The sequence below is a fragment of the Longispora urticae genome, from assembly GCF_053902585.1.
In genome coordinates, this window is sequence record NZ_JAQZSH010000021.1 from 107,185 (window position 1) to 129,815 (window position 22,631).

Consider the following 22,631-nt stretch of genomic DNA (forward strand, 5'->3'; position numbering starts at 1 on the left):
CGGGGCGCCGTCGGGGTGAGAGGGCGCGCGGCCCGGGGCTGCCGCCAGACCGTACCCGTCGAAAGGGTTTGCCATGCGAAAGGGCGGGGCGCCGACGTCGCCGTCGACTCCCCGCCCGATCCCTGACGGCTAGCTGCAGCCCGACGTAGAGCCGCAGCCCTCGCACACGTAGCAGCTACCCGCCGGCCGCATCTTCGTCCCGCAGGTGAAGCACAGCGGCGCGTCGGCCGCCTTGCCCTGCACCAGCTCCAGCAGCTCCGTGGAGGAACCGAACGCCCGCTGCTCCGCCGGCACCTCCACCGGCGCGACCGCCTGGGTCGTCTCGGCGGAACCGGCCAGGCCGACCAGGTCGACCTCGACGGTCTCGCCGTTGACCTGGGCGGTGCGCTCCGCGCTGGTGAAGATGCCCAGCTCGGCGCGCTTCTCGTAGGGCAGGAAGTCCAGGGCCAGGCGGCGGAAGATGTAGTCCACCATCGAGTTGGCCATCCGGATGTCCGGGTCGTCGGTCATACCGGCCGGCTCGAAGCGCATGTTCATGAACTTCTCGACGTAGGTCTCCAGCGGCACGCCGTACTGGATCGCCACGGACACCGCCACCGAGAACGCGTCCATCACACCGGCCAGGGTCGAACCCTGCTTGCCCAGCTTGAGGAAGACCTCGCCCAGGCCGTCGTCCGGGTAGGACGAGGCGGTCAGGTAACCCTCGGCGCCGCCGACCGAGAAGGACACGGTCTGCGAGGCGCGCTTCTTGGGCAGGCGCTTGCGGACCGGCCGGAACTCGACGACCGGGGCCGGGGCGGCGGCGGCCTTGTCCGCGGCGGCCTTCTCCTCGGCCTTGACCTTGCCCGACTTGCCGACGGACAGCGGCTGGCCGACCTTGCAGTTGTCCCGGTAGATCGCCAGGGCCTTGAGGCCGAGCTTCCAGCCCTGGTAGTAGATCTCCTCGACGTCCGCGACGGTCGCCGTCTCCGACATGTTGACCGTCTTGGAGATCGCACCCGAGATGAACGGCTGGATCGCGGCCATCATCCGGACGTGCCCCATCGGCGCGATGGTGCGCTCGCCCATGGCGCAGTCGAAGACCGGGTAGTGCTCCTTCTTCAGGCCCGGGGCGTCCACGACGTGGCCGTGGTGGGAGATGTGGTCGATGATCGCCTCGACCTGCTCGTCCTGGTAGCCCAGGTTGCGCAGGGCGCGCGGCACCGTCTGGTTGACGATCTGCATCGAGCCGCCGCCGACGAGCTTCTTGAACTTGACCAGGGCCAGGTCCGGCTCGACGCCCGTGGTGTCGCAGTCCATCATCAGGCCGATGGTGCCGGTGGGGGCGAGGACGGAGGCCTGGGAGTTGCGCCAGCCGTTCTTCGCGCCGAGCTTGTTGCCCTCGGCCCATTCCTTCGTCGCCTGCTTGATCAGGGCGGCGTCGTTGATGCCGAAGTGCTTGAGCGCGTCGTTGGCCGCCGCGTGCTTGCGCATGACCCGCTGGTGCGGCTCGGCGTTGCGGGCGTAGCCGTCGTACGCGCCGACGATGCCGGCCAGCTCCGCGGAGCGGCGGTAGGCGACACCGGTCATCACGGAGGTGATCGCGGCGGCGTAGGCGTGGCCGGCGTCCGAGTCGTACGGCAGGCCGGAGGCCATCAGCAGCGCGCCGAGGTTGGCATAGCCGATGCCGAGCTGCCGGTACGCCCGCGTGGTCTCGCCGATCTTCTCCGTCGGGAAGTCCGCGAAGCAGATCGAGATGTCCATGGCCGTGATGACGAACTCGACGGACTTGACGAACCGCTGCACGTTGAACGTGCCCTGGTCGTTGACGAACTTCATCAGGTTCAGCGACGCCAGGTTGCAGGACGAGTTGTCCAGGTGCATGTACTCGGAGCACGGGTTCGACGCCGTGATCCGGCCGGTCTCCGGGCAGGTGTGCCAGTCGTTGATCTGCCCGTCGTACTGGATGCCCGGGTCCGCGCACTCCCACGCCGCCTGCGCCAGCTTGTTGAACAGCTTCTTCGCGTCGACGTGCTCGATGATCTCCCCGTCGAGCCGGCCGCGCAGCCCGAACTCGCCGCCGGCGTCCACGGCGCGCATGAACTCGTCGTTGACCCGCACCGAGTTGTTCGCGTTCTGGTACTGCACGGACACGATGTCCTTGCCGCCCAGGTCCATGTCGAAGCCGGCGTCCCGCAGCGCGCGGATCTTGTCCTCCTCGCGCGCCTTGGTGTCGATGAACTCCTCGATGTCCGGGTGGTCCACGTCGAGGATGACCATCTTGGCCGCGCGCCGGGTGGCGCCGCCCGACTTGATCGTGCCTGCGGAGGCGTCCGCGCCGCGCATGAAGCTGACCGGGCCGGAGGCGGTGCCGCCGGAGGACAGCAGCTCCTTGGACGAGCGGATCCGCGACAGGTTGACGCCGGAACCGGAGCCGCCCTTGAAGATCAGCCCCTCTTCCTTGTACCAGTCGAGGATCGAGTCCATCGAGTCGTCGGTGGCGAGGATGAAACAGGCGCTGACCTGCTGCGGGGACTTCGTGCCCACGTTGAACCAGACCGGCGAGTTGAAGCTGAACACCTGGTGCAGCAGCATCCAGGTCAGCTCGTGCTCGAACACCTCGGCGTCGGCACCGGTCGCGAAGTAGCCGTTCTTCTCGCCGGCCGCGCGGTAGGTGTGCACGACCCGGTCGATGAGCTGCTTCAGGCCGGTCTCGCGCTCGGCGGAGCCGACGGCGCCGCGGAAGTACTTGGTGGTGACGATGTTCGCCGCGTTCACCGACCAGAAGTCCGGGAACTCGACCCCGCGCTGCTCGAAGTTGATCGAGCCGTCGCGCCAGTTCGTCATGACGACGTCGCGACGCTCCCAGGTCACCTCGTCGTACGGGTGCGTGCCCTCGGTCGTCCAGACCCGCTCGACCTTGAGGCCCTTGCGCGCCCCACGGCCCGCGGTCCCCCGCTGACCCACCGCCTCAGTCATCCTGCTCCCCCTCGGTTGGCGGCGTCGTCGGCCGCGTGGCTGGCGGCGTTCGCCGCGCTGAAGATGCGTATTTCCGTGGTCGTGCCCTCGTGCTGCGGCTCGAGCTCGCTCCGCGCCCCCCGGAGCGTCGCGATCTCGGCCTCGAAGTCCTCCAGGGACTCGAAAGATCTGTAGACACTGGCGAAGCGCATGTACGCCACCTCGTCCAGTTCGCGCAACGGACCGAGGATCGCCAGCCCCACCTCGTGGCTGGGCATCTCGGCGAACCCCTTGGCGCGCACCGCCTCCTCGACCCGCTGGGCGAGTTGGGCGATCGCGTCGTCCGTGACCGGCCGGCCCTGGCACGCCTTGCGCACCCCGCCGATGATCTTCGTCCGACTGAACGGCTCGGTGACCCCACTGCGCTTGACCACCGCGAGGATGGCCTCCTCGACCGTGGTGAACCGTTTGCCGCATTCCGGGCAGTGACGCCGACGCCGGATCAGTTGACCGTCGTCCGCCTCCCGGGAGTCCACGACGCGCGAGTCCGGGTGCCGACAATACGGACATCTCACGCAGATCGCCTCCTGTCCTGTACCCGGGCAGCAGTCTTGAGGCCCCTGGTTAGGGACCCTTCAAGTATGCGCCTATCTCAGTACCACTGTGAGTAGTCAAACCCCAACTTGTGGGTGGACTAGCTCGACTGGGCCACTAGATGTAGGGGTTACAGTAGGCCGCTCGCGGCCCGCGTGCAAACGGAACGGCGGAACACGCGGAGACAATTTTTCACAGCTTTCCGCAGGCCGCACGGAGCGGTCCCCGCCGAGCCGGCGATTCGTTGTGATGTGCCCAACATGGCACCGGTGGGGTCAGCCGCGCACCGGGAGCACTAGATGTTGTCCCGGGTGCACGACGCCGTCGCTCAGGTCGTTGAGCTCGCGGAGCCGGCGGACCGCCCGGTAGGTGTCCATCTGGGGCAGCTCGCGGACGGCCACCGTCCAGAGGCTGTCGCCCTGCCGCACGACGGCGACCTTCGACTCCGCGGGCACCCCCGACGCCACACTCGTGGGGGCGGCCAGCGCCAGCCCACCGAGGAACACCGCCGTCAACACCGTGGTCAGCACCAGGCGCCCCCGCCGGGTCAGCCGCACGGGCCGCATCTCAGTCGCCATCCCACACCCCCATCGAACACGGGTTCGATCGAACGTCCGTACGATGTTTAGCAGACCGGGAACCCGAAAGCGAGGCACTCCCGGCGTGTCGCTAGAACAGACGTTTGAATCATTGCCCAAAAGCGGCTAACGTCATGGCAGGACATCGGGCGGGATCATCCCGTCGCACCACACCCGACCGACCTGGGAGGATCGACGTGGCTCCCCACGACGGCACTGACTCGCGGCCCTCGGCCTCGAAGAAGAACAACCGTCCGCTGACGATGCGCCAACAGCGCATCCTCGAGGTCATCTCGGAGTCCGTGGAGCGCCTGGGCTACCCGCCGAGCGTCCGCGAGATCGGTGAGGCCGTCGGGCTCGCCTCCGCCTCCTCCGTCGCCTACCAGCTGGGCGTCCTGGAGCAGAAGGGCTTCCTGCGCCGCGACGCCAACCGGCCGCGCGCGGTCGACATCCGCCAGACCGGCGGCGGCTCCAACGTCACGCAGCTCCCCGACCGCCCCACGCCGGTCATGGTCCCCATGCTGGGCGCCATCGCGGCCGGTGGCCCGATCCTCGCGGAGCAGACCCTGGACGAGACCTTCCCGCTGCCCCGCGAGCTCGTCGGCGAGGGCACGCTGTTCATGCTCAAGGTCCAGGGTGACTCGATGATCGAGGCCGCCATCTGCGACGGCGACTGGGTCGTGGTCCGCCAGCAGCCCACCGCCGAGACCGGTGACATCGTCGCGGCCATGCTCGACGGCGAGGCGACCGTGAAGACCTACCGCCGGCGCGACGACGGCCACCTGTGGCTCATGCCCCGCAACCCGTCCTACGACCCGATCCCGGGCGACGAGGCCACCATCCTGGGCAAGGTCGTGTCGGTCCTCCGCCGCCTCTAGACCCCTTTTTTGGGGTACTGGCGGGCACCAGCCCCATTGATCCATGGCACGCGGTCACATCCGGGGTGGGCTTCCCTTCAGAGGGCTGCACGCCCCGGTTTCCTGGACGGGTCGGTGCTGGGCCGACACCCCGCGTGGCGGCGGGCCCTCCCTGCTCACGGCGTGCTTGACCACGGGTTCGGGCCTCTCCGCCGGCGTCCTGCCAAACCGTTCCCGCATGACACCCTGCGGCGCCGGTTGAGCGAGCTCCGTGCCGGGGCGGCCCCGTCACCGCGAACGCCACGCTCGCCTCGACGGCACAGCGTGGCGTTCCTGTGGACCCGGTGACCCGGGTACTCCCGTCCGGCGTGGTCAGCGCTTCTTCGGGCTGCGCAGGCCGAGATCCGGCTCGTCGTCGCCACCCTTGAGGTCGGCGAACCCGAAGCTCAGGTCGTCGTCGTCCATCTTGGGCTTGCGGCCCTTGGCCCCGCGTGCGGTACGCGGGGGCGGGGTGGCGTCGGCCCGGCCGGCACGGCCACCCGCCGGCTCGGGGCGGACCGGGACGCCACCGATCCGTTCGGGACGGGCGGACGGTTCGGCCCGGGCGGGCTCGGGGCGGACCCGGCCCGCGGCCGGCTCGGGGCGGACCCGGACGGCGGGAGGTTCGGGGCTGATCCGGCCCGCGCCGTCGGGGGCGGCCCGGCCTGTGACCGGTTCGACCGGGGCGACGCGGTCGGGGGCCGGCCCGACGGCCCGGCCCGGGCGTTCGGGGGCCGGGGGCTCGGGCGGCGCGGCCCGGCGGCCCGACTCGGCCCGCGCGGGCCGGACGGGTGCCACGGGCGGTACGGACTCCCCGGGCTGTGCCGGCAGGGCCAGGCCACCGGAGCGGTCGGCCCGGGCGGCGCGGCCGGCGGTGGGCTCGGGGCGGATCGGCACCCCGCCCCGGGTCTCGGGTTCGCGGCGGGCGGCCGGGTCGGTGTCCGGGCGGGCGCGGCCCGAGGTCGGGGCGGTGCGGGCGACGCCGGGGCCGGTGGGGCGGGCGGCGCGGCTGCGGAGTCCGCGTTCGGTCCTGGGCGGTGCGTCGAGGAAGGCCAGGGGATCGGGTTCGGGGGCCTCGGGCCGGGCGGCGCCGTAGACACCGGACGCCGGGGCGGGGCCGGGGCGCGCGGGACCGGGCACGCCGGGCACCGGATCGGCCGGGCGCGCGGTGCCGTAGCCGGACGCCGGGGCGGGGCGGGGCACGCCGTAGCCGTCGGAGGCGGGCTCGGCGGGCGCGCCGTAGACGCCCGGGGCGTCCGGGCGGGGCGCGCCGTACACGCCGGGCGGGGGTTCGGCGGCCGAGGCGGCCGGGCGGGTGCCGGAGCCGTAGACGCCGGGGGCGGGTTCCGGGGCGGGGCGGGGTGCGCCGTACACGCCGGACGCGGCCTCGGGCTTGCCCGGGACGGGCACGGGAGGTTCGGGGCGGGCCGGGCCGCCGTACACGGAGCCGGAGCGGCCCGGCGGGGCCTCGTCCGGGTCGGTCGGGCGGAACAGGCCGTCGTCGACGGGGCCCTGGCGGTTGGCCCCGTACACTCCGGAGCGGCTGCGGGCGCCCTCGCCGGGGCCGCGTTTCGGGTCGCCGGGGACGGCCGCCGCGCCGACCGGGCGCGCGCCGCCGGGGGTCGCCTTGGCCTTCCTGGCCTCGGCGGCGTGCTTGACCCGGGACTTCTTGATGCCGATGACGCCCGCGATGACCAGGATCAGGCCGAGCAGGCCGACCGCGCCGATCATCAGGGCGATGTCGGTGACGCTGAGTGAACTGGGCGCGTCGTCGTTCTTCTTGGCGGCCGCGCCGTCCTTCTTGGCGACGGGGGCGGCGGGCACCGCGGGCACGTACTTCTGGATGACCGGCTTCACCTCGTCCGGCTGCAGGCTGGTCTCCGAGACGGTGAGGAACGCCGTCCCGTCCCGGGTGTAGGTGATCGACTCGCCCTGGGGCTCGTCGGGCAGCGGGGTGATCCGGGGCTTGGTGGTGGTGATGGCCGCGACGACGTCCCCGTTGGGCACATCCCACTCGTACGCGTCGGTGTACGTGCGCAGCGCGACCTTCTTGCGGTCCGGCGAGTTCGCGCCGCCGGTGACCCAGCTCTGGCTGATGATCGGCACGGGTCCGCCGGGGGTGCCGGTCCGGGTCGCGGTGAAGTCGCCGGCCTTCTTCAGGGCCGTGCCCTCGTTGCCGGCGACGAGCGGCCCGGTGGGCACGTAGATCCCGGAGACGGTGTCCTTGGTGACGATGATCGGGTTGTCGTTGGCGTCGAGCAGCAGGGACTCGGCGTCGTGCGCGCCGTCGGGGTACTTGAGCCGGAACAGTTGCGCCTTGCCCTGCCGGGACGCCGGCACCTTCCACAGCGCGATCGTGGCGCGCTTCTCGGGCTCGGCGGAGTGGTTGTCGCCGATGTCGGCGATCCACAGGGTGCCGTCCTTGGCGAGGGCGAGGTCCTCGGGGTCCCGGGCCTGCTGGGCGTTGTCCGACCACGTGGTCGTGCGCTTGCAGTTGTTGTCGAGGAAGTAGATGCGCGGCGGGTTGGCCTCGCCGGCGTCGGGTGCGTCGTTCATCACGGCGTAGCCGTTGTCCAGCGCGACCATGCCGCTGATCTCCGAGAGGCTCGCATCGGTGATCTTGCAGACCGCCACGCCCTTGGCCGGCGGCGCGGCGCTCGGGGTCGGGGTGGGGTCCGCGACGGCGGCAGAGGGTAGTAACCACACCCCTGCGACCGTCACCGCTAGTAGGGAAGCAAGCCGACGCATCGGCCTAGTGTGCCAGCAGTTCATTGATCATGGCGACAACCCGGTTGATCCGACCGGATTGTCCCCATGACAACTTCGCCGCGAGAAAAGCTACAGAGCGTAAGGTTTGAGCTCGGCCGCCAGGCCCCGGGGGACCCGGACGTGCACGAGCGTGCCGCCCTCGCCGTGCTCCGTGCTGAGCACCTCGCCGAGCCGGTGCACCCGGTCGACCAGGTCACCCCGGTCGTACGGCACGCGGGCCCGCAGCTCGACCGCCGGGCGGGGCAGCCGCTCCTCGATCGCCGCGCGCAGCTCCTCGATGCCCTCGCCGGTGTGCGCGGACACGAACATCACGCCCGGCCAGTCCCGCTTGATCATGAGCAGGGTCTCGGGGTCCGCCATGTCGATCTTGTTCACGACGAGCAGCTCCGGCACCCGGTCCGCGTCGACGTCGGCGAGGACCTCGCGGACCGCCCGGACCTGCTCGGCCGGGGCGGGGTGCGCCCCGTCGACCACGTGCAGGACCAGGTCCGCGCCGGCCACCTCCTCCAGGGTCGAGCGGAACGCCTCGACGATCTGGTGCGGCAGGTGCCGGACGAAGCCGACCGTGTCCGAGAGGGTGTACTCCCGGCCGTCGGCCGCCCGGGCCCGCCGGGTGGTCGGGTCCAGCGTGGCGAACAGCGCGTTCTCCACCAGGACGCCGGCGCCGGTCAGCCGGTTGAGCAGGCTGGACTTGCCCGCGTTCGTGTACCCCGCGATGGCGACCCCGGGCACCTCGTTGCGGGCCCGGGACGCGCGCTTGGTGTCCCGGATGATCCGCATGGCCTTGATCTCCCGGCGCAGCTTCGCGATCCGGGTGTTGATCCGCCGCCGGTCGATCTCGAGCTTGGTCTCACCGGGGCCCCGCAGGCCCACGCCGCCGCCGGCACCGCTGCCGGAACCACCGGCCTGCCGGGACAGGGTCATACCCCAACCCCGGAGCCTCGGCACCAGGTACTGCAGCTGGGCCAGCTCGACCTGCGCCTTACCCTCCTTGCTCTTCGCGTGCTGGGCGAAGATGTCGAGGATCAGCGCGGTGCGGTCGACGACCTTGACGTTGAGCCGCTCCTCCAGGTTGCGCAGCTGGCTCGGGGACAGCTCACCGTCGCAGATGACGGTGTCGGCCCCCGTGTTGACCACGGCGTCCTTGAGCTCGTCGACCTTGCCCCGGCCGATGAAGGTGGCCGGGTCGATCGCGCGCCGCCGCTGGACGAGCCCTTCGAGGACCTCGGAACCGGCGGTCTCGGCGAGCGCCGCCAGCTCGATCATCGAGTTGTCGGCATCGGCGACGGTGCCGTCCGTCCAGACCCCGACGAGGACCACGCGTTCGAGTCGCAGCTGCCGGTACTCGACCTCGGTGACGTCCGTGAGCTCCGTCGAGAGACCCGCCACCCGCCGGAGCGAGTGTCGCTCCTCGAGCTCGTAGTCACCCGTGGTGATCGCGTCATCCGTGACGAACTGTTTCATGTCAGACAAGTGCACTCCCATCGCCTGCATCCAGGGTTGCACGCCGGGAGCAGGATTGCATCCGCATAACCCAGTACCTACCTGCGGGTAACCATGGCCCCGGCAGCGGAGATCACCGATCGGACACAATAAAACCCTCCAGTGCCGCCTGAGAAGAGGAAATTTCGTGTCCAGCCGCCTGCCGAGCGCCGGATTCTCGATCACCATCCGGGTCGCCCTGCCCGCAGACTCCAACGCCATCGGGCGACTGACCACCGCCGTCGGGTCCGCCGAGGCGGTCGTCACCGCGCTCGACGTCGTCGACTCCGACCACGTCCGGGTCCTGGTCGACCTGACCTGCGACACCTCCGACGCCACCCACGCCGACCAGGTCGTCGACAGCCTCCGCGCCCTCGACGGGGTCGACGTCCGCAAGGTGTCCGACCGCACGTTCCTCCTGCACCTCGGCGGCAAGATCGAGGTCCAGTCGAAGGTGTCGCTGCGGACCCGTGACGAGCTGTCCCGGGCGTACACGCCGGGGGTGGCCCGGGTGTGCCTCGCCATCGCCGAGAACCCCGAGGACGCCCGCCGCCTGACCATCAAGCGGAACACGGTGGCCGTGGTCACCGACGGTTCGGCGGTGCTCGGCCTGGGCAACATCGGGCCGTACGCGGCCATGCCCGTGATGGAGGGCAAGGCGGCGCTGTTCAAGAAGTTCGGCGGCGTCGACGCCTGGCCGGTGGCGCTGGACACCCAGGACACCGAGGAGATCATCAGGATCGTCAAGGCGCTCGCGCCCGCGTACGGGGGCATCAACCTGGAGGACATCTCCGCGCCCCGGTGCTTCGAGATCGAGGCCCGGCTGCGCGAGATGCTCGACATCCCCGTGTTCCACGACGACCAGCACGGCACCGCGATCTGCGTGCTCGCCGCGCTCACCAACGCGCTGCGGGTGGTCGGGAAGAAGATCGAGGACGTCCGGATCGTGGTGTCCGGGGCGGGCGCCGCCGGTACCGCGATCATGAAGTTGCTGTTGAAGCAGGGCGCCGGGGACATCGTCGCCTGCGACCGGCTCGGCGCGCTGCACCGCGGCATGCCCGACCTCACCCCCAACTGGGAGTGGCTGGCCACCAACACCAACAAGGCCAACTTCGTCGGGAGCACCAAGGAGGCCCTGCGCGGCGCCGACGTCTTCATCGGGGTGAGCGCGCCGAACATCCTCACCGGCGACGACATCGCGACCATGGCCGATGGTTCCATCGTGTTCGCGCTGGCCAACCCGGACCCCGAGGTCGACCCGCGCGAGGCCCGCCAGCACGCCGCGATCGTGGCCACCGGGCGCTCCGACCAGCCCAACCAGATCAACAACGTGCTCGCGTTCCCGGGCGTGTTCCGGGGGATGCTGGACGCGCAGGCCCGGGAGTACACCGAGGAGATGGGTCTGGCCGCCGCCCGGGCCATCGCGGACGTCGTCGGCGAGGACAAGATCAACGCGAACGTGATCGTGCCGAGCGTGTTCGACGCCCGGGTCGCGCCGGCCGTCGCGGCGGCGGTGCGGGCCGTGGTCAAGGGCGAGAAGTCCGAGCCCGAGGTCGTCGTCGCCATCCCTTCGTAGGTGTTGCGCCGCCCCTGCCCGTCGCCGTCGTGCGGCCGGCAGGGGCGGTTCGCTGTGCGCCCGAGCGTCCCCGTGCACGGCGGGCCGGGCCGCCGCGCGCCGGACCGGGGCCGGACCACCTGGAGCAGACTCGGGCCGGTGCTGGTCCCCCGCCCGGGCCGCCGGGAGTCCGAGCCCGGGTCGGCCGGACAACCGAAGAGCCAGATCAAACGCGGGAGATGGTTACGCCGCGTTTCTGTGCCTGGACCCTCCGGCGCACACCTCGCGAGCCAGAACTCCCGCCCCGCCGTGGAACCGCGCGCCGGTCGTGGTTCGCGGGTGGCGTGTCGCGCGGGGGCGGCGGAGCCGGAGATCCTGCGGAGGGTGATGTCGGACGGCGCAGGATCGACGGAGAGTTACGCTGGTGCCATGCGTTTCGCCAAGGGACACGGCACCGGCAACGACTTCGTGATCGTGCCGGATGTCGACGGAGCCCTCGACCTGACCCCGGAGCGGGTCGCCCGACTGTGTGACCGGCGCCAGGGCGTCGGCGGAGACGGCCTGCTGCGGGTCGTGCGCACCGCCAAGCACCCCGACGCCGCCGACCAGGCCGGCGAGGCCGAGTGGTTCATGGACTACTTCAACGCCGACGGGTCCTACGCGCAGATGTGCGGGAACGGCGTGCGCGTCTTCGTGCGGTACCTGCTGGAGACCGGCCTCGCCGAGGGCCCCGAGATCACGGTCGCGACCCGGGCCGGGGTGCGGCGCGCGCTCGTCGACGGGCCCGACCTGCGGGTCGACATGGGCGCGCCCCGGCTGCTCGGGCCGTCGGTGGCGACCCTGGGCGGGGTGGCGTACCCGGGGGTCGGCGTCGACATGGGCAACCCGCACCTGGTGTGCGCGGTGGACTCCCTCGACGCGCTGGACCTGACCGAGGCCCCCGGCTTCGACCGGACCCTCTACCCGGCCGGCGTGAACGTCGAGTTCACCGAGGGCACCCGGATGCGGGTGCACGAGCGCGGGGTCGGGGAGACGGACTCGTGCGGCACTGGGGCGTGCGCGGTGGCGGTGGTGGCGCTGCAGGGCGCCGTGGGGAGTACGCCGGTGCTGGTCCGGGGCGGGACGTTGACCGTGACGCTGGACGGGGAGACGTGCTGGCTGGCTGGGCCCGCGGTGATCGTGGCGCACGGGGAGTTGAGTTCGGGGTTCTGAGTCGGTTCGTGGGTGGGCCCGGGGCGCCCCGGAGGGGCGCCCCGGGCCCGAGCTGACGCGCGACGTCCGACCCCGGACCGGCACCCCGGGCGCGAGCAGACGTGCCGATTCCGAGCCCGGACCGACGCCCTGGGCGGGAGCGGGCGCGCGACGGCCGGCCCCGGAACCGCGGCCTCGGGTGCGAGCCGGCACGTGGCGTCCGGGCCCGGTGGGACCGCCCAGGTGTGGGCCCCCGCTGGGCGGGGCGCGGGGGCGGGTCTTCCAGCCGGGCCGGGCGGTGCCGATGCGCGCCGGGTCGGGAACGCGGCGTAACCCTCTGATCGTTGTTGATCCGGGTTTTCAGCGGGCGAGGAGCGCCAGGGCCTCGGCGAGCGGGTCGGGGCCGGTCAGCCAGTGCACGCGCGGGTCGCGGCGGAACCAGGAGCGCTGCCGGCGGACGAACTTGCGGGTCGCGCTGACGGTGTCCGCCCGGGCGGTCGCCTCGTCGCACTCCCCGTCGATCAGGCGCAGCGCCTGGGCGTAGCCGAGCGCCCTGCCGGCCGTGCGGCCCTCGCGCAGGCCCAGGGCATCGAGCCGGCGGACCTCGTCGACCAGGCCGGCGTCGAACATCCGGTCCACCCGGGCGACGATCCGGGCGTCGAGTTCGGCCGGCGGCAGGTCGACCCCGAGCTGGACGGCCGGGTAGTGCTCCACCGGCTCCGTCGGCAGCTCCGCCGTGAACCCCCCGGTGAGCTCGATCACCTCGAGGGCCCGGACGATCCGCCGGCCGTTGCTGGCCAGGATCTTCGCCCCGACCTCGGCGGGCAGGCGCCCGTGCAGGGCGGCGGGGCCGACGGCGGCGAGTTCGGCTTCGAGCCGCTCGCGGATCTCCGGGTCGGTGCCCGGGAACGCGAAATCGTCCAGTACCGCGCGGACATAGAGCCCCGAACCGCCGACGAGGATCGCCGGACGGCCCGCCTTCAATAACGAATCAATTGCAAACCTGGCGAGCGACTGGTACTCCGCGACGCTCGCCGGCTCCGTTACATCCCAAATGTCGAGTACGTGATGGGGAACGTCGCCCGCTTCGTCCGGCGTGACCTTGGCTGTACCGATGTCCATGCCCCGGTACAGCTGCATCGAGTCGGCGTTGACCACCTCCCCGCCGAGTTGCCTGGCCAGGGCTATGCTGAGAGCCGTCTTTCCGGCCGCGGTCGGCCCCACCACCGCGATCACATTCGTCACCGAATTACCGTAACGAATCACTCAGGTCTCCATCTGGTCACGGTTGAGTCGTGGGTGCTCGACGCGCACCAGGGCCGACCTGTGAGAATGCCAGAAGATAATTCGACACTGCGCACTGGCGGCGCCGAAGCCCCCGAAAAGGTGGCGCGTGGCACCGGTGAGAACGAGGATGGGCTGATGAGCAGCGACTGGGCGACCTTCGGGCGGGTAGACGCGGACGGCACTGTCTACGTCAAGACGGCGGCCGGCGAGCGGGCCGTCGGCTCGTGGCAGGCCGGCACCCCCGAAGAGGGGCTGGCGCACTTCGTGCGGCGGTTCGAAGACCTACAGACCGAAGTTGTACTGCTGGAGAAGCGGCTCGCCAGTGGCGCTGCCGACCCCCAGCAGTCCCTGGCCAGCATCAAGCGGCTCAAGGAGTCCGTCGACGGCGCGCACGCCGTGGGCGACCTCGACAGCCTCGCCGCGCGCCTGGAGAAGCTGACCGGGGCCGCCGAGGAGCGGGCCGGGGCGGCCCGCCAGGCCAAGGAGGCCGCCAAGGCCGAGGCGCTGACCCGGAAGCAGACGCTCGTCGGCGAAGCCGAGCTGATCGCCACCGAGTCGACCCAGTGGAAGGTCGCCGGGGACCGCCTCAAGGAGATCCTCGACGAGTGGAAGACCATCAAGGGCGTCGACCGCAAGGCCGACACCGAGCTGTGGAAGCGGTACGCGGCGGCCCGTGACGGGTTCACCCGCCGCCGGGGCGCGCACTTCGCGACCCTCGACCAGCAGCGCAAGTCCGTCCAGGCCCAGAAGGAGGAGCTGGTCGTCGAGGCCGAGTCGCTCTCCTCCTCCGAGGACTGGAACTCCACCGCCAACCGGCTCAAGGAGCTGATGGCGGCGTGGAAGGAGACCGGCCGGGCGTCGAAGGACACCGAGCAGAAGCTGTGGGACCGGTTCCGGGCCGCGCAGGACGCGTTCTTCTCCCGCCGGAGCGAGGTGTTCTCGGCCCGCGACGCGGAGTTCAAGGACAACCTGGGCGCCAAGCAGGCCCTGCTCGCCGAGGCCGAGGCCATCGACGTCGAGGCCGACCCGAAGTCCGCGCAGGGGATCCTCAACGACCTGCAGAGCCGCTGGCACGACGTCGGCCGGGTGCCGCGCGAGAACATGGCGAGCCTGGACCGGCGCTGGCGCGGGGTCGAGGAGAAGATCAAGCTCGCGATGGACACCGCCTGGCGGCGGACGGCTCCGGAGGACAACCCGCTGCTCGTCCAGATGCGGCAGCAGGTGGCCGAGGCCGAGGAGCGGTTGGCTAAGGCCCAGGCCTCGGGCGACGCCAAGCGGATCAAGCAGGCTGAGCAGGCCCTGGCGGGCAAGCAGCAGTTCCTCAAGCTGGCCGAAGGCACGAAGTAGTCCAGTCCCAAGCGTTCCGCCGCCGACCCACAGCCGGGTCGGCGGCGGTTCGTCGTTCCCGGCCCAGGGCGGTCCACGGCCACTGACGGCCACGTCGCTGTCCTGCGGAGGACGACGACCACCACCGCGATCCGCCGGCCGGCGGCCAGTCAGGGTCAGCACCACGGTTGTCCGCAGCGCCGACCAGCTCCGCCAGACACACGAAAGAGGGGCCCTCGAGGGGCCCCTCTTCTCGTTCGTCGCGGCCTGTGCGCAGCCGGCCCGTCGCGGCCTAGGCGCAGCCGTTGACCACCGGCAGCGGTGCCGGCACCCCCACCGACGGCAGCCCCAGCATCGTCCCCGCCGTCTTCACCGCACGCCCCGCCTCCCACGCGTCCCCGGCCTTCGTGCGCCGGTGCGACAGCAGCTCGCCGTCGGCGTTGAGGTGGTGCGGCGCGGCGTAGGTCACGACCGTCTCGACGATGTCACCCGGCCGCACTCCCTCGGCGGACCGGAAGTGCACGAGCCGCCCGTCGCGGGCCCGGCCGGACTGCCGACCGGTCTCGCCGTCCTTGCGGCCCTCGCCCACGGCCACCAGCACCTCGACGGTCCGGCCGACCTGGAGCTTGTTCTCGTCCCACATGATCTGGTCGAGCTCGGCGATCAGCCGGTTGTACCGGTCCTGCACGACGGCCTTGGGCACCTGGTCGGCCATGGTGGCGGCCGGGGTGCCGGGGCGGATCGAGTACTGGAACGTGAAGGCCGCCGAGAACCGGGCCGCGCGGACCACCCGGAGCGTCTCCTGGAAGTCCTCCTCGGTCTCCCCGGGGAAGCCGACGATGATGTCCGTGGTGATCGCCGCGTGGGGCATCGCCGCCCGGACCTTCTCGATGATCCCCAGGTACTTCTCGGACCGGTAGGACCGCTTCATGGCCTTGAGCAGGGAGTCCGACCCGGACTGCAGCGGCATGTGCAGCTGGGGGCAGACGTTGGGCGTCTCGGCCATCGCCTCGATCACGTCGTCGGTGAAGTCCTTCGGGTGCGGGCTGGTGAACCGGACCCGCTCCAGGCCCTCGATGTTCCCGCAGGCCCGCAGCAGCTTGCCGAACGCCAGCTTGTCGCCGAACTCGACGCCGTAGGAGTTGACGTTCTGGCCGAGCAGGGTGACCTCCAGGACACCCTCGGCGACCAGGGCCTCGACCTCGGCGAGCACCTCGCCCGGGCGGCGGTCCTTCTCCTTGCCGCGCAGCGCGGGCACGATGCAGAAGGTGCACGTGTTGTTGCAGCCGACGGAGATCGACACCCAGCCTGCGTAGGTGGAGTCGCGCTTGGTGGGCAGGGTCGAGGGGAAGACCTCGAGGGACTCCAGGAGCTCGATCTCGGCGCTCTGGTTGTGCCGGGACCGCTCCAGCAGCGCCGGCAGCGAGCCGATGTTGTGGGTACCGAACACGACGTCGACCCAGGGGGCCTTCTTGACGATCTCGTGTTGATCCTTCTGGGCCAGGCAGCCGCCCACGGCGATCTGCATCCCCGGGTGGCCCTTTTTCACCGGCCGGAGGTGGCCCAGGTTGCCATAGAGCTTGTTGTCCGCATTTTCCCGGACGGCACAGGTATTGAACACCACGACATCCGGGGACCCCTCCGAGGAAACCGGCACATAGCCGGCACCCTCCAGGAGTCCGGCGATCCGCTCGGAGTCGTGGACGTTCATCTGGCAGCCATAGGTACGGACCTCGTAGGTCCTCAATTCAGCGTTCATCTCGCAGCTAGGTTACGCCAACCTGTTTGCGGTGACCGCTACAGTGACGTGCACCGGCGGGCGATGATGGAGTGACCAGATGACCGATACCCCTCTCGTGCAGATCGAGGGCGTGAACAAGTGGTACGGCCCCCTGCACGTGTTGCAGGACATCAACCTCGACATCGCCCGTGGTGAGGTCGTGGTCGTGATCGGCCCGTCCGGCTCGGGCAAGTCGACGCTCTGCCGGGTGATCAACCGGCTGGAGCCGATCAACGACGGCGTGATCCGGTTCGACGGCCGGGTGCTCCCGGCCGAGGGCAAGGCGCTGGCCAAGCTGCGCAGCGAGGTCGGGATGGTGTTCCAGTCCTTCAACCTGTTCGCGCACAAGTCGATCATCGACAACGTTGTGCTCGGCCCGGTGAAGGTGCTCGGCGACTCCAGGGAGGCCGCCCGTAAGCGGGGCATGGAGCTGCTGGAGCGGGTCGGCATCGCGAGCCAGGCCGAGAAGCTGCCGGCCCAGCTGTCCGGCGGGCAGCAGCAGCGCGCCGCGATCGCCCGCGCGCTGGCGATGCGCCCCAAAGCCCTGCTGTTCGACGAGCCGACCAGCGCCCTGGACCCGGAGATGGTCAACGAGGTCCTCGAGGTCATGATCGCGCTGGCCGCCGAGGGCATGACGATGGTCGTCGTCACGCACGAGATGGGCTTCGCCCGCCGCGCCGCCAACCGGGTGATCTTCATGGCCGACGGCCGGATCGTGGAGCAGGCGCCCCCGGAGCAGTTCTTCGACCACCCCCAGTCCGACCGCGCCAAAGACTTCCTGTCCAAGATCCTGCACTAACACGGAGGAGTACCCATGCGTTTCCAGCGCCTCGCGGCCACGGCCGCGATCGCAACGCTCGCCCTTTCCGTCGCGGCCTGCGGCAAGGACGGCACCCCGTCCCCGGGGACCGACGAGGCCGTCGGCACGGGCGACAAGTGTGCGAGCTCCGGGGTGAAGTTCACGCCGGCGACGGACGTGAAGATCACCGGTAGCCCGGCGTACGACAAGATCAAGACGGCCGGCAAGGTCGTCGTGGGCGTCAAGGCCGACCAGCCGAACCTCGGCTACAAGGACGCCTCGGGTGTCCGGTGCGGCTTCGACATCGAGATCGCGCAGCTCATCGCGTCGAAGCTCGGCGTGGACCCGGCGAAGATCGAGTACAAGGAGATCCCGTCCGCCAACCGGGAGACCGCGATCAAGGGCGGCGAGATCGACTACTACGTCGGGACGTACTCGATCACCGACAAGCGCAAGAACGACGTGAGCTTCGCGGGCCCGTACTTCATCGCCGGCCAGGACCTGCTCGTCCGCAAGGACGACACGTCGATCACCGGCAAGGAGTCGCTCAAGGGCAAGAAGGTCTGCTCGGCGACCGGCTCGACCCCGCTCCAGCGGGTCCGGGACGAGAAGCTGACCGAGGACGCGAACATCAGCGAGTTCAAGACCTACTCCGAGTGCGTCTCGCAGCTCCTCGACAAGAAGGTCGACGCCGTCACCACCGACGACGCGATCCTCAAGGGCTTCGCGGCCCAGGCGCCGGGCAAGCTGAAGGTCGTCGGCAAGCCGTTCAGCACCGAGAAGTACGGCATCGGCCTGTCGAAGGACGACAAGGCCGTCCGTGACTTCGTGAACGACCTCCTCGAGGCCGCGCGCGGCGACGGTACCTGGCAGAAGATCTACGACGGCACGCTCGGGATCTCCAAGTCCCCCGCGACCCAGCCCGCCCTCGAGCGGTACTAGTCCCAGCGGGGCCCGTGGCTCGTCCACGGGCCCCCACCTCCTCACGAGGGTGCGATGAACGCCTTTCTGCATACGCTGACCGACAACTGGGACATCTTCTCCCGGGGCTTCGTCAACACGATCAAGCTGTTCGTGGTGAGCGGGGTCCTCGCCCTGATCCTCGGGACCCTGCTCGGTGCCGCGCGCGTCTCGCCGGTCCCGGCCCTCCGCGGCATCGGCACCGGCTACGTCAGCATCATCCGGAACACCCCCCTGACCCTCGTGTTCGCGTTCCTGGTGTTCGCCGCGCCCAAGGTCGGCCTGGAGGCGGACTTCCAGACGGCCGCGTACATCGCGCTCACCGTCTACACGGCGGCGTTCGTGTGCGAGACCCTGCGCTCGGGCATCAACACCGTGCCCGTCGGACAGGCCGAGGCGGCCCGCGCGATCGGGATGACGTTCGCGCAGGTCCTCACCGTGATCGTGCTGCCCCAGGCGTTCCGCACGGTCGTGCCGCCGATGATCAGCGTGCTCAACGCGATGCTGAAGAACACCACGGTCGCCGCCGGGTTCTCGGTGGTCGAGGCCGGGGCGATCCAGCAGTACCTGTCGGAGCGCAGCGAGAACCAGATGTACGGCCTGATCTGGGTCACCATCGGCTTCCTGATCCTGGTCGGCCCGATGATCGTCACCCAGCGCTGGCTCGAGCGGAAATGGAAGGTCGCCCGGTGAGCTCCGTCCTCTACGACGTCCCCGGCCCACGCGCCCGGCGCCGCAACCTCATCCTGAGCGTCCTCGCCGTCGCGGCCGTCGTCGCCGCCATCGCCTGGGTGATCTACCGCTTCTGGCAGACCGGGCAGTTCGAGTCGCTGAAGTGGCAGCAGTTCCAGTACAAGGCGATCCAGGAGCAGCTGGCCGACGGGTTGCTCAACACGGTCAAGGCCGCCGCGACCGGCGCGGTGCTGGCCCTGCTGTTCGGCGGCTTCCTGGCGGGGCTGCGGATGACCGGGATCCGGGCGATCGAGGCGCCGGCCACGTTCGTCGTGGAGCTGTTCCGCGCCATCCCGCTGCTGATCCTGATCTTCTTCTTCTACTACGGCCCCCTGACGTACGGGCTGCACATCCCGAACTTCTGGGCCCTCGTGATCGGCCTGACCCTCTACAACGGGGCGGTCATCTCCGAGATCCTCCGGTCCGGGATCGCGTCCCTGCCGCGCGGCCAGTCCGAGGCGGGCCTCGCGATCGGCCTCGACCGGGGCCAGCTGTTCTGGCACATCCTGCTCCCCCAGGCCGTCCGCGCGATGCTGCCGTCGATCATCAGCCAGCTCGTGGTGCTGTTGAAGGACACGGCGCTCGGCTTCATCATCACGTACCCCGAGCTGCTGTACGTGGCCAAGCAGATGGGCAGCCGGCTGTCGTTCGACCTGCCGTACGTGCCGTCGTACCTGGTGGTCGCGGCCGTGTACATCGGGATGTGCTCGTTGCTCTCGTGGTTCGCGAACTGGCTCAGCAAGCGCGGCGCGCGCCGCCGGGCCCGCAACTAACACCGGAACGGCCCGGCTCCCCGCGGAGCCGGGCCGTCTTCCCCGGCTACTTCGGGGCGTTGAGTTTGTCCAGGGCCGCCGCCGAGCCGCGGTGCAGGGGCACCGGATCCGTCTTTCGGGCCTTGTCCAGGGTGATGTCCCTGGCCGACGCGTTCACGAGCGCCAGCTTGTCCTTCGTGTCGAACAGCGTCTTCGTCAGGACGCAGGCCAGTTCGGCGTCCACGTCGTTCTTCACGAGCAGCACGTTGGGTACGACCACGGCCGGGGTGTCGCCCTCGGTGCCGTAGGCGGCCGCGGGGATCGGCGCGACGTCGTACACCGCGTTGACCTCCTTGAGCTTCGGGAGCAACGGGGTCACGTCCAGCAGCTTGTACTTGCCCTTGGCGCTGGCGAACAGGTCCTTGAGCCCGGCCGCGCCCAGACCGCTGGAGTAGATCAGGCCGTCGATGCTGCCGTCCTTCATGCCCTCGACGGTCTTGCCGAGCTCCAGGCGCTGGGCCTTCACGTCACCGGCGGCCAGTCCGGCGGCCGTGAACAGCCGGTTGGCGATGACCTCGGTCCCGGAGTTCGGCGAGCCCGTCGAGATGGCCCGGCCCTTCATGTCGGCGATCGAGGAGATGCCGGCGTCGGCGCGCACCACGACCTGGGTGAAGTTGGGGTAGATCCGGGCCACGGCCGCGACGGGCTGCTTCGCCTTGAAGGAGCCGGTGCCGTTGACCGCGTCGGCGGCGGTGTCGGCGAGGGCGAACGCGAGCTGGTACTTGCCCTCGACCAGCTGGGTGATGTTCTGCACGGACGCGCCGGTCTCGGCCGCGCTGGCCTTCACCGTGCCGCCGGTGGCCTCCGTGATCTGGGTGGCGTAGGCGTTGCCGAGGGCGTAGTACACCCCGGTGGTGTTGCCCGTGGCGATGCCGATCCGGGTCTCCTGGCCCACCTTGCAGGCCACGTCCGCGCCGGTGTCCTTCTTCTCGGTGTGCCGCTGCCCCCCGCAACCGCTCACGACCAGGGTGAGCGCGATCAGGAGGGTGAGTTGGCGTTTCATGCGTGGGCCTTCCGTCGTCGGATCAGGTGCAGGAGCAGCGCGAGGACCGCGCAGCCCAGGCCGGCGCCGATGCTGGCCGGCTCGAGGTAGAGCAGGAACAGGGCCGCCGCGCCCGCGAGGACCCGTTCGACGGGGTGCGCGGGGCCGAGCAGCCAGCCGCCGGTGCACACCGCCAGCGCCGCGACGGCCAGGCAGGCCACCGCCGTGGCCCACAGGACGCCGAGGACCGGCCCCCGGGCGAGCAGGTACGAGCCGTGGTCGGTGAGCACGAACGCCAGCGGGGCGAGGAACGCCGGCAGCGCGTACTTGGCGGCCTGCCACATCGTCGGGATCACCCGCCCGCCGGTGATCGCGGAGGCGGCCACGGCGGCCAGCGCGGTCGGCGGGGTGACCTCGGACAGCACCGAGTAGTAGAAGACGAACATGGCCGCCTCGGGCTGGCTGACGCCCAGGGCGAGCAGCGCCGGCCCGATGATCACCCAGCCGATGATGAAGCTGGCGGTCACCGGCACGGCCAGGCCCAGCATCATCAGGGCGAGCGCGGCGAACACGGCGGTCAGGGCGAGGACGCCCGTCGGGTTGTCGGTGAGCGAGGCGGCACCCTGGACCAGCAGTTCCGCGAGTTGCGGGCCGAGCCCGGTCTTCGTGGTCACCGCCGTGATCACCCCGGCGGCGGCGCACACGGCGGCCACGGGGAGCACGCCCCGGGTACCCGTCGCGAGGGTCTCCCCCAGTCGCCGGGGGCCGATCCGGCGGGCCGGGTCGAGGAAGCTCAGGGCGAGGGCGAGCAGGGTGGCGTACACGACGGCACGGGGCGCGGAGACGTCCAGGGCCAGGAAGGCGACGATCGCGAACAGCGAGGCGAAGTGGTACCCCGAGCGGGCCAGCAGCCGGAGCGCGCTCTGGCCGTCGAACGCGACCGGGCGGACCCCGAACCTGCGCGCGTCGATCTCGACGGCCAGCAGGATGCCGAGGTAGTACAGGATGGTGGGGATCGTGGCCCAGAGCAGGACCTCGAGATAGGACACCCGCAGGTACTCGGCGATGATGAACGCCGCCGCGCCCAGGGTCGGCGGGGACAGGATCGCGCCCACCCCGGCCGCCGCGAGCATGCCGCCCGCGCTCTCCGCCGGGTAGCCGGCCCGGCGCAGGATGGGCCAGGTGACCGCGCCGACGCTGACCGCGGTGGCCGCGCCCGAGCCGGAGACCGTGCCGAGCAGGAAACCGCTCGCGACGGCGGTCCGGCCGGGGGCCGTGCGGGACCGGCGGAACGCGGCCACGGACAGGTCGACGAAGAACTTCCCGGCGCCGGAGGAGTTGAGCACCGCGCCGTACAGGGTGAACAGGACGATGTAGCTGGCGCAGACGTCCAGCGGGGTGCCGTAGAAGCCGCTGGACGTGTTGTAGAGGGCGTCGACGATCTGGTCGAAGTCCATGCCCGCGTGCGCGATGGCCCAGCCCTGGGGCAGGAAGCCGCCGTAGTAGGCGTAGCCGAGGAACGCCAGGCACACGGCCGGCAGCACCCAGCCGGTGGTCCGCCGGCAGCCCTCCAGGATCAGGACGAGCAGCAGGCCGCCCATCACCGTGTCGAGCACCGACAGCGAGCCCTGCCGGTCCAGGAAGGCGTCGAAGCCGGTCGCGACCGGGTACAGGCAGACCACGAACGCGGCCGCCGCCAGGACGCCGTCCAGGAGGCGCGGGCCGAAGCCCCGGTAGCAGACGAAGACCAGCGGGAGGACGCCCGCGAGGAAGAGCATCAGGAAGTACTGGTTGCCCTGCGGCACCGGCAGGAACACCTGGGCCAGGACGAACACGGAGACCAGACCGGCCACTGTGGATACGGCGACCCGGGTCGGCCCGGTCAGGTCCTCGGCCGGCTTCTCGTCCTCGAACCGCGCGGCGAGCCCGTCCACGTCCGCTCCGCCGGCGG

The 22,631-nt window shown here is 70.9% G+C and carries 17 protein-coding genes; 8 read left to right on the forward strand and 9 right to left on the reverse strand.

Annotation, left to right across the window (positions count from 1 at the left end):
* Positions 1 to 129: 129 nt before the first annotated feature.
* The 3 genes from PT931_RS11725 to PT931_RS11735 all read right to left on the reverse strand — a co-directional run bounded on the left by PT931_RS11725 (position 130) and on the right by PT931_RS11735 (position 4,109).
* On the reverse strand, positions 130 to 2,958 hold the full coding sequence (locus PT931_RS11725) for a vitamin B12-dependent ribonucleotide reductase (RefSeq protein WP_456245756.1): 2,829 nt from the start codon (positions 2,956 to 2,958) through the stop codon (positions 130 to 132).
* Complete coding sequence (gene nrdR, locus PT931_RS11730) at positions 2,955 to 3,512, reverse strand: transcriptional regulator NrdR (RefSeq protein ID WP_456245757.1); 558 nt, start codon at positions 3,510 to 3,512, stop codon at positions 2,955 to 2,957. The genes PT931_RS11725 and nrdR overlap by 4 nt, the downstream gene beginning before the upstream one ends.
* Before the next feature lie 294 nt (positions 3,513 to 3,806).
* Positions 3,807 to 4,109 carry a LysM peptidoglycan-binding domain-containing protein gene (locus PT931_RS11735; RefSeq protein WP_456245758.1) on the reverse strand — a complete coding sequence of 101 codons (303 nt, stop codon included), beginning with the start codon at positions 4,107 to 4,109 and terminating at the stop codon, positions 3,807 to 3,809.
* Between the two features lie 134 nt (positions 4,110 to 4,243).
* Here PT931_RS11735 and lexA point away from each other — a divergent pair, with 134 nt between their 5' ends.
* Complete coding sequence (gene lexA, locus PT931_RS11740) at positions 4,244 to 4,987, forward strand: transcriptional repressor LexA (RefSeq protein ID WP_197004864.1); 744 nt, start codon at positions 4,244 to 4,246, stop codon at positions 4,985 to 4,987.
* A gap of 351 nt (positions 4,988 to 5,338) precedes the next feature.
* Here lexA and PT931_RS11745 read toward each other — a convergent pair whose 3' ends face one another.
* Positions 5,339 to 7,753: a hypothetical protein gene (locus PT931_RS11745; protein ID WP_456245759.1), complete on the reverse strand. Its 2,415-nt coding sequence runs from the start codon at positions 7,751 to 7,753 to the stop codon at positions 5,339 to 5,341.
* Between the two features lie 90 nt (positions 7,754 to 7,843).
* The gene (hflX, locus tag PT931_RS11750) at positions 7,844 to 9,238 is read right to left on the reverse strand and encodes a GTPase HflX (protein ID WP_456245760.1); all 1,395 of its coding nucleotides are present in this window, start codon (positions 9,236 to 9,238) and stop codon (positions 7,844 to 7,846) included.
* A gap of 166 nt (positions 9,239 to 9,404) precedes the next feature.
* Between hflX and PT931_RS11755 the strand changes: the two genes are divergently transcribed.
* Together PT931_RS11755 and dapF are read left to right on the forward strand one after the other, a co-directional pair.
* Complete coding sequence (locus tag PT931_RS11755; protein ID WP_456245761.1) at positions 9,405 to 10,832, forward strand: malic enzyme-like NAD(P)-binding protein; 1,428 nt, start codon at positions 9,405 to 9,407, stop codon at positions 10,830 to 10,832.
* 408 nt (positions 10,833 to 11,240) lie between these two features.
* Complete coding sequence (gene dapF / locus PT931_RS11760; RefSeq protein WP_456245762.1) at positions 11,241 to 12,023, forward strand: diaminopimelate epimerase; 783 nt, start codon at positions 11,241 to 11,243, stop codon at positions 12,021 to 12,023.
* Between the two features lie 339 nt (positions 12,024 to 12,362).
* On the opposite strand, the gene miaA is transcribed toward dapF, so the two are convergent.
* A complete protein-coding gene (gene miaA / locus PT931_RS11765; protein WP_456245900.1) occupies positions 12,363 to 13,238 on the reverse strand; it encodes a tRNA (adenosine(37)-N6)-dimethylallyltransferase MiaA in 876 nt (291 codons plus the stop codon).
* Positions 13,239 to 13,424: 186 nt separating this feature from the next.
* Between miaA and PT931_RS11770 the strand changes: the two genes are divergently transcribed.
* Positions 13,425 to 14,636 carry a DUF349 domain-containing protein gene (locus tag PT931_RS11770; protein WP_456245763.1) on the forward strand — a complete coding sequence of 404 codons (1,212 nt, stop codon included), beginning with the start codon at positions 13,425 to 13,427 and terminating at the stop codon, positions 14,634 to 14,636.
* A 271-nt stretch (positions 14,637 to 14,907) separates the two neighbouring features.
* On the opposite strand, the gene miaB is transcribed toward PT931_RS11770, so the two are convergent.
* Positions 14,908 to 16,374, reverse strand: coding sequence for a tRNA (N6-isopentenyl adenosine(37)-C2)-methylthiotransferase MiaB (miaB, locus tag PT931_RS11775; protein WP_456245764.1), 1,467 nt, complete (start codon positions 16,372 to 16,374; stop codon positions 14,908 to 14,910).
* 79 nt (positions 16,375 to 16,453) lie between these two features.
* Between miaB and PT931_RS11780 the strand changes: the two genes are divergently transcribed.
* The 4 genes from PT931_RS11780 to PT931_RS11795 are packed head-to-tail and all read left to right on the forward strand — an operon-like array spanning position 16,454 to position 19,659.
* The gene (locus PT931_RS11780) at positions 16,454 to 17,194 is read left to right on the forward strand and encodes an amino acid ABC transporter ATP-binding protein (RefSeq protein WP_456245765.1); all 741 of its coding nucleotides are present in this window, start codon (positions 16,454 to 16,456) and stop codon (positions 17,192 to 17,194) included.
* 15 nt (positions 17,195 to 17,209) lie between these two features.
* A complete protein-coding gene (locus tag PT931_RS11785; protein WP_456245766.1) occupies positions 17,210 to 18,136 on the forward strand; it encodes a glutamate ABC transporter substrate-binding protein in 927 nt (308 codons plus the stop codon).
* A 54-nt stretch (positions 18,137 to 18,190) separates the two neighbouring features.
* Positions 18,191 to 18,847, forward strand: coding sequence for an amino acid ABC transporter permease (locus PT931_RS11790; protein ID WP_456245767.1), 657 nt, complete (start codon positions 18,191 to 18,193; stop codon positions 18,845 to 18,847).
* Entirely contained in the window at positions 18,844 to 19,659 is an 816-nt protein-coding gene (locus tag PT931_RS11795; RefSeq protein ID WP_456245768.1) for an amino acid ABC transporter permease, read from the forward strand. The genes PT931_RS11790 and PT931_RS11795 overlap by 4 nt, the downstream gene beginning before the upstream one ends.
* A 46-nt stretch (positions 19,660 to 19,705) precedes the next feature.
* Here the strand turns inward: PT931_RS11795 and PT931_RS11800 are convergent, their stop codons facing one another.
* Both PT931_RS11800 and PT931_RS11805 read right to left on the reverse strand, forming a co-directional pair.
* Positions 19,706 to 20,701 (reverse strand): TAXI family TRAP transporter solute-binding subunit, encoded by a 996-nt coding sequence (locus PT931_RS11800; RefSeq protein ID WP_456245769.1) that lies wholly within the window; start codon positions 20,699 to 20,701, stop codon positions 19,706 to 19,708.
* Positions 20,698 to 22,614, reverse strand: a complete 1,917-nt coding sequence (locus PT931_RS11805; RefSeq protein WP_456245770.1) for a TRAP transporter permease — start codon at positions 22,612 to 22,614, stop codon at positions 20,698 to 20,700. The genes PT931_RS11800 and PT931_RS11805 overlap by 4 nt, the downstream gene beginning before the upstream one ends.
* Positions 22,615 to 22,631: the final 17 nt, after the last annotated feature.

Excerpts from the sequence above, each read along its gene's own strand:
- PT931_RS11780 (WP_456245765.1), top strand. The coding sequence starts at position 16,454 with ATGACCGATACCCCTCTCGTGCAGATCGAGGGCGTGAACAAGTGGTAC.
- PT931_RS11745 (WP_456245759.1), bottom strand. The coding sequence starts at position 7,753 with ATGCGTCGGCTTGCTTCCCTACTAGCGGTGACGGTCGCAGGGGTGTGG.
- PT931_RS11790 (WP_456245767.1), top strand. The coding sequence starts at position 18,191 with ATGAACGCCTTTCTGCATACGCTGACCGACAACTGGGACATCTTCTCC.
- PT931_RS11770 (WP_456245763.1), top strand. The coding sequence starts at position 13,425 with ATGAGCAGCGACTGGGCGACCTTCGGGCGGGTAGACGCGGACGGCACT.
- miaB (WP_456245764.1), bottom strand. The coding sequence starts at position 16,374 with ATGAACGCTGAATTGAGGACCTACGAGGTCCGTACCTATGGCTGCCAG.
- PT931_RS11800 (WP_456245769.1), bottom strand. The coding sequence starts at position 20,701 with ATGAAACGCCAACTCACCCTCCTGATCGCGCTCACCCTGGTCGTGAGC.
- hflX (WP_456245760.1), bottom strand. The coding sequence starts at position 9,238 with ATGAAACAGTTCGTCACGGATGACGCGATCACCACGGGTGACTACGAG.
- lexA (WP_197004864.1), top strand. The coding sequence starts at position 4,244 with ATGGCAGGACATCGGGCGGGATCATCCCGTCGCACCACACCCGACCGA.
- PT931_RS11735 (WP_456245758.1), bottom strand. The coding sequence starts at position 4,109 with ATGGCGACTGAGATGCGGCCCGTGCGGCTGACCCGGCGGGGGCGCCTG.
- PT931_RS11785 (WP_456245766.1), top strand. The coding sequence starts at position 17,210 with ATGCGTTTCCAGCGCCTCGCGGCCACGGCCGCGATCGCAACGCTCGCC.
- dapF (WP_456245762.1), top strand. The coding sequence starts at position 11,241 with ATGCGTTTCGCCAAGGGACACGGCACCGGCAACGACTTCGTGATCGTG.
- PT931_RS11725 (WP_456245756.1), bottom strand. The coding sequence starts at position 2,958 with ATGACTGAGGCGGTGGGTCAGCGGGGGACCGCGGGCCGTGGGGCGCGC.